General features: G+C 42.8%; 8 protein-coding genes and 3 pseudogenes. 10 read left to right on the forward strand and 1 reads right to left on the reverse strand.

Translation table 11 applies throughout. The features are described 5' to 3' along the window. Positions 1-6 precede the first annotated feature (6 nt). The 4 genes from icmF (at position 7) to ACEWFH_RS02865 (ending at position 6328) form a co-directional block, all read left to right on the forward strand. Positions 7-3270 carry a fused isobutyryl-CoA mutase/GTPase IcmF gene (gene icmF / locus ACEWFH_RS02850; protein WP_473727191.1) on the forward strand — a complete coding sequence of 1088 codons (3264 nt, stop codon included), beginning with the start codon at positions 7-9 and terminating at the stop codon, positions 3268-3270. A 205-nt stretch (positions 3271-3475) separates the two neighbouring features. Then, the gene (locus ACEWFH_RS02855; RefSeq protein ID WP_473726025.1) at positions 3476-3640 is read left to right on the forward strand and encodes a hypothetical protein; all 165 of its coding nucleotides are present in this window, start codon (positions 3476-3478) and stop codon (positions 3638-3640) included. Between the two features lie 121 nt (positions 3641-3761). Beyond that, positions 3762-4277: a DNA-directed RNA polymerase subunit delta gene (gene rpoE / locus ACEWFH_RS02860; protein WP_473727192.1), complete on the forward strand. Its 516-nt coding sequence runs from the start codon at positions 3762-3764 to the stop codon at positions 4275-4277. 449 nt (positions 4278-4726) lie between these two features. Next, positions 4727-6328, forward strand: a complete 1602-nt coding sequence (locus ACEWFH_RS02865) for a CTP synthase (RefSeq protein WP_473726026.1) — start codon at positions 4727-4729, stop codon at positions 6326-6328. A gap of 314 nt (positions 6329-6642) precedes the next feature. On the opposite strand, the gene ACEWFH_RS02870 is transcribed toward ACEWFH_RS02865, so the two are convergent. Beyond that, a complete protein-coding gene (locus ACEWFH_RS02870) occupies positions 6643-7185 on the reverse strand; it encodes a DUF2529 family protein (protein ID WP_473726027.1) in 543 nt (180 codons plus the stop codon). A 162-nt stretch (positions 7186-7347) separates the two neighbouring features. On the opposite strand from ACEWFH_RS02870, the gene ACEWFH_RS02875 reads away from it, so the two are divergent. The 6 genes and pseudogenes from ACEWFH_RS02875 to glpX form a co-directional block, all read left to right on the forward strand. Further along, positions 7348-7728, forward strand: a complete 381-nt coding sequence (locus tag ACEWFH_RS02875; protein WP_171005594.1) for a response regulator — start codon at positions 7348-7350, stop codon at positions 7726-7728. A gap of 154 nt (positions 7729-7882) precedes the next feature. After that, positions 7883-8841: pseudogene (fba, locus tag ACEWFH_RS02880) on the forward strand (class II fructose-1,6-bisphosphate aldolase). 225 nt (positions 8842-9066) lie between these two features. Then, positions 9067-9717, forward strand: coding sequence for a fructose-6-phosphate aldolase (gene fsa, locus ACEWFH_RS02885; protein ID WP_473726028.1), 651 nt, complete (start codon positions 9067-9069; stop codon positions 9715-9717). Positions 9718-9790: 73 nt separating this feature from the next. Beyond that, positions 9791-9961, forward strand: coding sequence for a hypothetical protein (locus ACEWFH_RS02890; RefSeq protein ID WP_473726029.1), 171 nt, complete (start codon positions 9791-9793; stop codon positions 9959-9961). A 67-nt stretch (positions 9962-10028) separates the two neighbouring features. Continuing rightward, positions 10029-11318: pseudogene (locus ACEWFH_RS02895) on the forward strand (UDP-N-acetylglucosamine 1-carboxyvinyltransferase). A 102-nt stretch (positions 11319-11420) separates the two neighbouring features. Further along, a pseudogene (glpX, locus tag ACEWFH_RS02900) lies at positions 11421-12271 on the forward strand (class II fructose-bisphosphatase); the annotation flags it as partial. Positions 12272-12677: the final 406 nt, after the last annotated feature.

Consider the following 12677-nt stretch of genomic DNA (forward strand, 5'->3'; position numbering starts at 1 on the left):
AATAAAATGACTCAGACCGACATTTACCGGCCGAAAAATCCGGTTCGATTTGTAACCGCTTCCAGTCTTTTCGATGGTCATGATGCTTCCATTAACATTATGAGAAGAATTATACAGTCGAATGGATGTGAAGTGATCCATCTTGGTCATAACCGTTCTGTGGATGAAGTGGTGAGTGCCGCGATCCAAGAGGACGTTCAAGGAATCGCGATTTCTTCTTATCAAGGCGGACACGTTGAATATTTTAAATACATGATCGATCTATTAAAAGAGCGCGGAGCAGGGCATATCAAGGTCTTTGGCGGAGGCGGAGGCGTTATTATCCCGCCTGAAATCAAAGAGCTTCATGCTTATGGTGTTACACGTATTTTCTCACCTGAAGATGGAAGATTGCTAGGACTTCAAGGCATGATCAACTTCATGGTAGAAGAATGTGATTTCCCGACGGTAACCTCTTTAACAGATGAGATTGAAAAAGTGAAAGAAAAAGACGTACGCTCTGTTTCTCGTTTGATCACGTTAGCGGAGAACGCAAAGCAAGCCTCAGAAGAGATCGCGGCAACCGCTGAACAGACGTTGAATGAGTTGAAAAGTCTGCAGAAACAAGTGCCTGTTCTTGGCATCACCGGTACAGGAGGAGCAGGAAAAAGCTCACTGACAGATGAACTTGTACGCCGATTCTTAAACGAGTGTGAAGACAAGACGATCGCAATCATCTCGATCGATCCGACCAAACAAAAGACAGGCGGGGCGCTCTTAGGTGACCGAATCCGTATGAACGCTATCTATCATCCTCGTGTTTATATGCGTTCACTTGCAACGCGCGGATCTCGTTCTGAGCTGTCCGATGCGATTAAGGATGCGATTGCAGTAACGAAAGCAGCTGGATTCGATCTGATTGTTGTAGAGACGAGCGGGATCGGCCAAGGGGATGCTGGAATCTCAGAAATCTCCGATGCTTCCCTATATGTCATGACGAGCGAGTTTGGTGCACCTTCACAATTAGAAAAAATCGATATGATTGATTACGCAGACATTATCGCAATCAATAAGTTTGAGCGTAAAGGGTCTGAAGATGCGCTTCGTGATGTGAAAAAGCAATATCAGCGCTCTCGCAACTGGTTTGATAAAGATCTAGATGACATGCCGGTTTACGGTACGATCGCAAGTCAGTTTAACGACGCGGGCACGAACGTACTCTTTTATCACTTGATGAAGGTGATCGAAGAAAAGTCAGGTATGGATTGGGGCATTCAACCTGCAGCAGAAGCGATGACCGCGAAAAAGAACGTCATCATTCCAGGCGAACGTGCTCAATATTTAAACGAAATCGCACAGACTGTCCGCAAGTATCATGAAACGGTGGACGAACAGGCGAAACTTGCGCGCAAGTCGTTCCAGATTCAAGGTACGCTTGAAACGGTAAGAGAATATGACGCAGCGGGTGAAGAAGTAGAGGCGAGTTTAAACAAAGCGCTTGAAAAAGTAGAAGAAAAACTTTTACCGACGACTTCAAAAATGCTGAAACAGTGGCCAGAGCTAAAAGAAATGTACAGCAAAAAAGAGTTCGTAACGAAGATTCGCGATAAAGAGATCGTGACCGAGCTTACGACGAAAAGTCTTTCGGGCCTTGATATTCCAAAGGTTGCTCTTCCGAAGTTCGAAGACTGGGGAGACATCGTAAAGTGGATCATGAAAGAAAACGTTCCAGGTTCGTTCCCTTATACTGCAGGAGTATTTCCTTTTAAACGTAAAGGAGAAGATCCGAAGCGCCAGTTCGCTGGAGAAGGAACACCTGAAAGAACGAATCGCCGTTTTCACTATCTATCAAAAGATGATGACGCAAAGCGCTTGAGTACAGCGTTTGACTCGGTAACGCTTTACGGAGAAGACCCGGATCACCGACCGGACATCTACGGAAAAGTCGGAGAGAGCGGTGTAAGCATCTGTACGCTCAACGACATGAAGAAGCTATATGACGGCTTTGATCTAATTGCTCCTTCCACGTCTGTTTCCATGACGATCAACGGACCGGCACCGATTATTTTAGCGATGTTCATGAACACAGCGATCGATCAGCAAGTGAAGATTTTTGCTGAAGGAAATGGCAGACAGCCAAATGAAGCGGAGTATGGCGAGATTAAGGCGAAGACGCTTGCATCTGTCCGCGGAACGGTTCAAGCTGATATTTTAAAAGAAGATCAAGGACAGAACACGTGTATCTTCTCTACGGAATTCGCGCTTCGCATGATGGGTGATATTCAGCAATACTTTATCGACCACCAAGTTCGCAACTATTATTCGGTTTCGATTTCTGGTTATCATATTGCAGAAGCTGGTGCGAATCCGATCACGCAGCTCGCGTTTACACTCGCAAACGGCTTTACGTATGTGGAATATTACTTGAGCCGCGGAATGGATATTAACGCATTTGCGCCTAATCTATCGTTCTTCTTCTCAAACGGTCTTGATCCGGAATATAGCGTAATCGGCCGCGTGGCTCGACGAATTTGGGCTACGGTTATGCGCGATAAATACAAAGCGAACGAACGCAGTCAGAAGCTGAAATATCATATCCAAACATCTGGACGTTCACTTCACGCACAAGAGATTGATTTTAACGATATTCGTACGACGCTTCAGGCTTTGATGGCACTCTATGATAACTGTAACTCGCTTCACACGAACTCCTATGACGAAGCGATCACAACGCCAACAGAAGAATCCGTTCGCCGCGCGATGGCAATTCAGATGATCATTACAAAAGAGCTTGGTTTGGCTCGTAACGAGAACTCGCTGCAAGGATCGTTTATCATTGAAGAATTAACTGATTTAGTAGAAGAGATGGTTCTGCAAGAGTTCGAGCGTATGAATACAAGAGGCGGCGTGCTTGGTGCGATGGAAACACAGTATCAGCGCGGAAAGATTCAGGAAGAGTCCATGTATTATGAAATGAAAAAGCATGATGGCTCCCTTCCGATTATCGGCGTGAATACTTACTTAAACCCGAACCCGCCATCAGAAGAAGAGTTCAACATGCAGCTTGCTCGTGCGACGAAGGATGAAAAGGAACAGCAGATTCAGAATCTGAATGCGTTCCAAGAGTCAAGCAAAGATCAAGCGAGTGAAGCTCTGAAACGTCTCAAAAATGTTGCCTTATCCGGCGGAAACATATTCGACGAGCTCATGCATACCGTGAAATTTGCAAGTCTCGGTCAGATTACGAGCGCGCTTTATGAAGTAGGCGGAAAGTATAGAAGAAACATGTAGTGTGAGAAAGGAGAGAGCCGCCAGTTTTAGCGGTTCTCTTTTCTTTGGGAGAGTTTTAAGAGAGTTAATTTCTGCTCTTTGTTCTATTTATAACATTCATGAAAGGTTAGAATAACTCCCATAGAACTTGAAATTTAGTTCGTTTAGAAGGTTTTTGTTTTTAGTTTTCTTATATTCCTCCTATGCAAGTTGATTGGAGCGCAAGGTGCGAGACAAGCGGTCAGGTGAGACACTTAAGGGCGCGAAGCGGCAAGTGGCTCACCGCCTGCCCCGCGGAAAGCGAGCAACCTGGAGCGGAAATCAACCACTTTCAAAAGCAGCGAAGTATAATCCAACACACTTCATAAAACCTTTTATGGAAAAAAGATAGATTACTACTGGCATATCCGTATGGGATTTGTTTATAATGAAGAGTATGATTCTTCTAGAGAATGAGCACAATGTGTTGATATAAATGAGTGTGGAGAAGGAAAGGAAGTGCAGATGTGGCTATGTTGAACACGTATACGAAGGAACAAGTCGTTGAAATGTCTATGGTCGAAATCGCATTTGAAATTTTGCAGAATGCTAAGCAGCCTGTTCAATTCTACGATTTAGTAAAACAGATCGCTGAAATCAAAGGTTTGTCTAAAACTGCAGTTGAAAACCGAATTGCGTATTTTTACACAGATATGAACATTGATGGACGTTTCGTTTCATTAGGAGATAACAAATGGGGACTTAAAACTTGGTACCCAGTAGAAAGCTCTGAAGAAGAACTAGGTGCAACGAACAAACCAACAAAACGTAAAAAAGCTTCTGAAGATGATTATGACTTTGAAGAGGACTTTGATGATGAAGACTTCGATGAGTTAGAAGTTGAAGATGAGTTCGTTGAAGACGACGATCTTGCTGATGACGATGACGATGATGATGACGATGAAGAAGAATTAGACTTCGATGAAGAAGATGAAGACTTTGAAGAAGAGGAAGACGAAGATCTTGAAGAGGAAGACGAAGATCTGTAAGTCGGAGTTTTCGGTATGAGTTGCTTGAAACCAGCGCTATTTTTGTGCTGGTTTTTTGTTTAGGTTGTTTTTAGAAAACTTAGTTGCTATTTTAAGCATGTTTTCACATCAAGATGTTGCGGGTTTTCGAATTAATCCGGATAGCTCCAAGCGGAATCCGGCGAGTTTACAGTAACTACAAAGTGTAAAATTTCCATGTGCAGATCATCTTGACATGTGCTCTGGACTCCGGTAATATTCTTTTTGGGCTATTCCTGTATCTTTTATTTAAAAGATTAATTTTATATGATATCAAAGCAAAAGTGCCCCCTAACCATAGGGGAAGTGTCTTTTGCTTTTTATTTTTTATGGATTGGACTGTGTAAAGTACTTATCACAAACCTCTCCCGATAGTAGAAAAAGCTTTAAACGCACATACTTATTTTAGAAAATTTAGGGGGATTGAACACATGACAAAATATATTTTTGTTACAGGCGGGGTTGTTTCTTCTTTAGGAAAAGGGATTACTGCTGCATCATTAGGCCGTTTATTAAAAAACCGCGGAGTTAAAGTGACAACGCAAAAATTCGATCCTTACATCAACGTGGATCCAGGGACGATGAGCCCTTATCAGCACGGTGAAGTTTTCGTAACAGATGACGGTGCTGAAACGGATTTAGACTTAGGTCACTATGAGCGTTTTATCGATATTAACTTAAACAAATACAGCTCAGTTACGACTGGGAAAATTTATTCTACCGTTCTTAGAAAAGAGCGTCGCGGTGAGTATCTTGGCGGAACTGTTCAGGTTATCCCGCACATTACAAACGAAATCAAAGAGCGTGTTTTCCGTGCTGGTCGCGAAACAAATGCAGATGTTGTAATTACAGAGATTGGCGGAACAGTTGGGGACATCGAGAGCTTGCCGTTCCTAGAAGCGATTCGTCAGATTAAAAGTGATGTAGGTTCTGAAAATGTGATGTACATCCACTGTACATTGATTCCTTACATTCGCGCTGCTGGCGAGCTGAAAACGAAACCGACACAGCACAGTGTAAAAGAGCTTCGCAGCCTTGGTATCCAGCCGAACATCATCGTGGTTCGTACAGAAATGCCGGTTCCTCAGGAAATGAAAGACAAGATCGGTCTATTCTGCGACATCGATCCGAAAGCGGTAATCGAAGCAAGAGATGCAGACACGCTTTACCAAGTGCCGATCGATCTTCAAGAACAAAAGATGGACGAGCTTGTTTGCAAACATCTGAAACTTGAAACACACGAACCAGATATGGCTGAGTGGAAAGAATTGATCAACCGAGTGACAAACCTGAAAGGAAAAGCGAAGATCGCATTAGTCGGAAAATATGTGGCACTTCAAGATGCATATATTTCAGTTGTTGAGGCACTTCGTCATGCTGGTTATCACTTTGATACAGATATCGAGATCGACTGGATCAATTCCGAGATGGTTACAGCTGAAAACGTGAACGAACTTCTGAAAGATGCGGATGGTATCTTAGTTCCTGGCGGATTCGGCGACAGAGGGGTAGAAGGAAAGATTTTAGCTACTCAATTTGCGCGTGAAAACAAAGTACCTTTCTTAGGGATCTGTCTAGGAATGCAACTGGCTTCAGTAGAGTTTGCCCGCAACGTTCTTGGACTAGAAGGAGCTCACTCTGCAGAATTAATGCCTGAAACGCCATTCCCAGTAATCGATTTGCTTCCTGAACAAAAGGACATCGAAGACCTTGGCGGAACGCTTCGTCTTGGATTGTATCCTTGTAAAATTCAAGAAGACACAAAAGCGTTCGCGGCTTATAACGATGAGGTTGTGTACGAAAGACACCGTCACCGTTACGAGTTCAACAATGAGTATCGTGATCAGATGGAAAAAGCAGGCTTTATCTTCTCAGGAACATCTCCTGATGGACGCCTTGTAGAAATCATCGAATTAGAAGATCACCCGTGGTTTGTTGCGTCACAGTTCCACCCGGAATTCACTTCGCGACCAACACGCCCGCAAGCATTATTCCGCGACTTTATCGGTGCGGTAACGCAGTTGAAAAACTAAGAATTTATAGACCGGCAGCTACCTATTCAGAGGGAGCTGCCGGTTTTTTATGAATGTGTTTGTGTTGGCGGGGGTATTTGTTCCTTGGAAATTGTCGAAATAGACCGACTCGCCGATATATGGGAAAAACTCGCCGGAATAATGGTAAAACTCGCGGAAATAACTTCATAATTCGCGGGATTATGGCTGATATTTCTCGAATTAATGGCTTAATTACCCAGGTGGGTATACATCAAAATTGGTTTTTGTCCCAAAAACTCCATCAATTTTATTCAAAAAACAAGAAAAAGCTTGGCACACAGCCAAGCTCATCCTTATTCTTCATCATATTCTTCTAAAATCTCTTCTGTTGTTAAGAAAAGTGCGTAATACACGAATAAAGCGGTCAATCCAGAGGGAAAACCTAGTCGCGTGCCATCATCTAGCGGCACTAGTCCGCGAACGGCCTTCGTATCGATCACGATATCGGCCAAATCATCCAGTTTCACGTCCATCTCGGCATCTTTTCGTCGTCCGCCGATCAAAATGAGGTTGCAATCCGTCGTTTTACGAACTTCTGAACAAAGTGCTACAGCTTCTTCGTCATCTAAAAAGCGGGAAGCCACGACAACACTATCGACTTGCATCAGCTCAGACACCTTTTTATTTGAAAAATTAGCCCCACCTCGAAACGTATTCTCCCCAAATAAAGCTTCACTCACAACAGCTTCCATCTCGCCAAACCCTTTAAAATAAACAGTTCCTTCAGAAAGTATGGACTGCGCCAGCAGACGGGAAGCTTCTTCGATCGATTGCTCTTCTTTATCGGAAATGGATTTTAGCAATCCTGCTACTTGTGTTGAAAATATTTTTAACATGAAATGACTCCTAACTTTTTTCAAATCATCGTGAATTTGTTACTTTATTTAGTATACTGAATTTAACAATACAATTCATGGATATCAGCAGGAAATTGATCTGACTATCTAGAATGATATACAGACAATTGGTTTTGTAAAGAAACTCAGATGAGGTGAGCAATAATGAGCGGAAAAATATTAATTGTAGACGATCAGTATGGTATTAGAATTCTTTTGAACGAAATTTTTCAAAAAGAAGGTTATAAGACGTATCAGGCAGCAAACGGTGTACAAGCTCTTTCTATTGTAGAGAAGGACCGCCCTGATCTTGTCATTTTAGATATGAAAATCCCTGGAATGGATGGCTTGGAAATTCTTCGCCGTGTCAAAAAACACGATGAAACGATTCAGGTAATTATTATGACAGCTTACGGTGAATTGGACATGATTCACGAGGCCATGAAACTCGGAGCGATTACTCATTTTGCAAAACCGTTCGACATTGATGAGATTCGCGCAGCGGTCAGGAAAGAACTTCCATTAAATACTCCATCCTCATAAAAATCTTTTAAATGCAGGCGTGTCGCTGATGATAGCGTTTACACCCCGAAAACGTTGATGTGTTGCGGTTTTCAGGCGATATTGGTATGCTATACTAGAATGAAATATGAGCATTATGAAATGTTTAGCAAGACGCCATGAAAGGTAAACTATAATGGCTTCTTTTTGCTGTGTATGCACATTTCAGCACTATACAATACAAAAATGTAGTTGGTCTGCTCGTGCCAATATCCAAAGGAGGACATATATTATGCCTTTAGTTTCAATGAAAGAAATGCTTGAAAAAGCAAAAGCGGAAAATTATGCAGTTGGTCAATTCAACTTGAACAACCTTGAGTTCACTCAAGCGATCCTTAAAGCTGCACAAGAAGAGAAATCTCCAGTAATTCTTGGTGTTTCTGAAGGTGCTGCTCGTTATATGGGCGGATTCAAGCTTGTCGTTGCTATGGTTAAAGCGCTTATGGAAGAGTACAAAGTAACTGTACCTGTAGCGATTCACCTTGACCACGGTTCTAGCTACCAAAAGTGTGCTGAAGCGATTCATGCAGGTTTCACATCTGTAATGATCGACGGATCTCACCACCCGCTAGAAGAGAATATCGCTCTTACTAAAAAAGTAGTTGAGCTTGCTCACTTCCACGGTGTTTCTGTTGAAGCAGAACTTGGCCGTATTGGTGGACAAGAAGACGATCTAGTTGTTGAAGATGCAGATGCAGCTTACGCTATCCCGTCTGAGTGTGATCAACTTGTTCGTGAAACTGGTGTTGACTGTTTCGCGCCTGCACTAGGATCTGTTCACGGACCTTACAAAGGTGAGCCGAACTTAGGATTCGACCGCATGAAAGAAGTTATGGAACTAACTGGTGTACCTCTTGTACTTCATGGTGGTACTGGTATCCCAACAAAAGATATCCAAAAGCAATTTCTTTAGGAACTGCTAAAATCAACGTAAACACTGAAAACCAAATTGCTTCTCACAAAGCAGTTAAAGAATACATCGGATCTAACCCGGACAAGTATGATCCTCGTAGCTATTTAACTGCAGCTCGTGATGCGATCCAAGCTACTGTAGCTGGAAAAATGCGTGAGTTTGGTTCTTCAAACAAAGCGTAAATTTTCTTAGTTAATAAATCCTAATATGAACCTTTCTTTGAAACCGCCTATACATCATAGGCGGTTTCATTTACACTATAAGAGTGTGAAACTTGGCAAGCTTTTCAGCCGTCTAATGAAGTGATTTCTTAAAATTTGTAAGCGTAATCTCTTCGTGTATGAAGACGCACATGTTATAAAAGAATATAAAAGATAGAAAAACTCAACAAACAGGAGTGATTATTTTTGAAATTCTTTATCGATACTGCCAACATTGATGATATTAAAGAAGCCTATGACCTGGGCATTTTATCTGGAGTAACAACAAACCCGTCTTTAGTTGCTAAAGAAAAAGGCGTTGATTTTCACGAGCGTTTAAAGGAAATCACAAGTCTAGTACCGGGTTCTGTTAGTGCTGAGGTGATCGGAACTTCTTATGAAGAAATGGTTACAGAAGGCCGTGAGTTAGCGAAGATCGCACCAAACATCACAGTAAAAGTTCCAATGACGCTGGATGGACTTAAAGCAGTTAAGACGTTTTCTGATGAAAACATTAAAACAAACGTAACGCTTATTTTTAATGCGAACCAAGCATTGCTTGCTGCCCGTGCTGGTGCAACATATGTTTCACCGTTCTTAGGCCGCTTAGATGATATCGGTCAAGATGGGCTTGAACTAATCTCACAAGTGGCGCAAATTTTTGCGATCCATGAAATTCCAACTGAGATTATTGCAGCATCCATCCGCCACCCTGTTCACGTAACAGAAGCAGCATTACGAGGAGCGCACATCGCAACGATTCCGCCAAACGTAATCAAAGGACTAGTGAAGCATCCATTGACTGATCAAGGGATTGAAAAATTCCTAGCTGACTGGGACGCTGCGAATAAAAAGTAATTTTCTTTCCCTAATAAAAGTTTTTGATTTTAATTTTGTATTATCTTCACTGACTAGTTGATTGAAGTGGAAGGTGCGAGACTCCTGCGGGACAGGTGGGCAGGTGAGACACTTAAGAGTGAAACGTACGAATGTGGCTCACCGCCTGCCCCGCGGAAAGCGAGCACCTGTAACGGAAATCATCCACTTCAAAAGCAACAAAGAAGTGCACAATTTTTTATACATGAAAAGAAAATTTTGGTAAATAATAAAACTATTGAAACTGGTAATGCAATCACAACTTTTGTGACTCTTACTGAAAGGAGTTTACCATGGAAAAACTGATGATTGAAGGGGCTATCCTCTCGAAGGAACGGTCCATATAAGCGGAGCAAAGAATAGTGCGGTGGCATTAATTCCCGCTACGATACTAGCAGAATCTACCGTTACCATTGATGGTTTACCTAACATATCAGACGTTCGTATTCTGCGTGATCTGTTAGAGGAAATCGGAGGGAAGCTTACCTGGATGAGAATCAGACTCTAACGGTTAACCCTGAAAAAATGATTGCGATGCCGCTGCCAAACGGAAAAGTGAAAAAGCTTCGTGCCTCTTACTACTTGATGGGTGCGATGCTCGGCCGTTTTAAAAAAGCTGTAATCGGGTTGCCTGGAGGATGTAACTTAGGTCCTCGCCCGATCGATCAGCACATTAAAGGTTTTGAAGCACTCGGCGCAAAAGTAACGAACGAGCAAGGTGCAATCTATCTTCGTGCGGACGAGCTTGTTGGAGCACGAATCTACTTGGACGTTGTAAGTGTTGGAGCGACCATCAATATTATGCTTGCAGCAGTAAGAGCAAAAGGGCAAACGATCATTGAGAACGCGGCTAAAGAACCTGAAATCATTGATGTTGCCACGCTTTTAACCAGCATGGGTGCAAAGATTAAGGGGCAGGAACAGACGTCATTCGTATCGACGGTGTTGATAAGATGCACGGCTGCCGTCATTCGATTATTCCTGACCGTATCGAAGCAGGAACGTACATGATCTTAGCAGCTTCAATGGGTCAGCAAGTATTACTTGATAATGTTATTCCTTTACACTTAGAGTCTCTCATTGCCAAATTAAGAGAAATGGGTGTCTTCATCGAAACAAAAGATGATCAAGTGCTCGTTTATCGCGGAAAAGACCCTTTAAAGAGCGTTGACATTAAGACACTCGTATACCCAGGGTTTCCGACGGATCTTCAGCAGCCGTTCACTTCGCTTTTAACAAGCTCAGAAGGAACAAGCATTGTAACCGATACGATCTACAGTGCGCGATTTAAACACATCGACGAACTTCGCCGTATGGGAGCGAATGTGAAAGTTGAAGGACGTTCTGCTATAATAAATGGGCCAGCAAAGCTTGAAGGCGCAAAAGTAAAAGCTTCTGACCTTCGTGCAGGAGCAGCGCTTGTTGTTGCCGGGCTAATGGCAGAAGGCGTAACCGAGATCTCTGGCCTGGAGCATATTGACCGCGGCTATGAATCTTTAGTAGACAAGTTAAAAGGACTTGGTGCTAAAGTGTGGCGCGAGAGCATGGGTGCCGAAGAGATGGAAGAGCTTAAGAATTCATAAACAAAAACGAGAAATCACCTTTACCCGGTGATTTTTCTTCAGGATAAAAATGTAAGCGTTTTTAAACTTGGGGAGGGAACACACATGGAGAGAAGTTTATCAATGGAGCTAGTTCGTGTAACCGAAGCGGCAGCTCTTGCATCAGCACGCTGGATGGGTCGAGGAAAGAAAGAAGAAGCGGATGATGCAGCGACAACCGCTATGCGAAATGTTTTTGATACGGTTCCGATGAAAGGAACGGTTGTGATTGGTGAAGGCGAAATGGATGAAGCGCCTATGCTTTATATCGGTGAAAAGCTTGGGACAGGCTATGGTCCGCGAGTAGACGTGGCAGTCGATCCGTTAGAGGGTACAAATATCGTAGCTTCAGGTACATGGAACGCACTTGCTGTTTTAGCGATTGCTGACCATGGCAACCTGCTGCACGCGCCAGATATGTACATGGACAAGATTGCAGTTGGACGTGAGAGCGTTGGAAAAGTTGATATCAATGCACCCGTTATTGATAACTTAAAAGCGGTAGCAGAAGCGAAGAACAAAAACATCGAGGACTTAGTAGCGGTTATTTTAGATCGCCCTCGTCATCAGCAGATTATCCAAGACATCCGTGAAGCGGGTGCCCGTATTAAGCTGATTTCAGACGGTGACGTAGCAGCAGCGATCAATACAGCGTTTGATGATACTGGTGTTGATATCTTATTCGGTTCAGGCGGAGCTCCAGAGGGAGTAATTGCAGCCGTAGCATTAAAATGCCTAGGCGGAGAGCTTCAAGGAAAGCTTCTTCCTCAAAACGACGAAGAATTAGAACGCTGCAAACGTATGGGTATTGATGATGTGAACCGCGTCTTGTACATGGACGACTTAGTAAAAGGCGACGATGCAATTTTGCGGCAACAGGTGTAACAGACGGTGAACTGTTAAAAGGTGTTCGTTTTGACGGATCAACAGGAACAACACAATCTGTAGTTATGCGTGCAAAATCAGGAACGGTAAGATTTATCGATGGAAGACATAGTTTGAAGAAAAAACCAGACCTTGTGATCAAACCATAAGTAACGAGTGAGGCCGGACAATGCGTCCGGTCTTTCCGTTACAATTACATGAATTCATCTCAAATACAGTTGCAAAAGGTTGAGATGTATTGTAAATTCACGTTAGATGGGCTTGTTTACTCGAGTTTCTGCGGCTTGATTAAAGACCGAATTTGTGGTTAAAATAAGAAGTATGATTCATTTTGTTCGTAACATTTTCTTCATACCCACTAAACCCTTACTTTCAAAAGGAACTCCTTCCATTACCAAAACCTAATTTTACAAAACCAAACCAACACAAAAAATCCCATTTCAAAAAACATAAATA

The sequence above is a fragment of the Fictibacillus sp. EA-CB0309 genome, assembly GCF_055814265.1.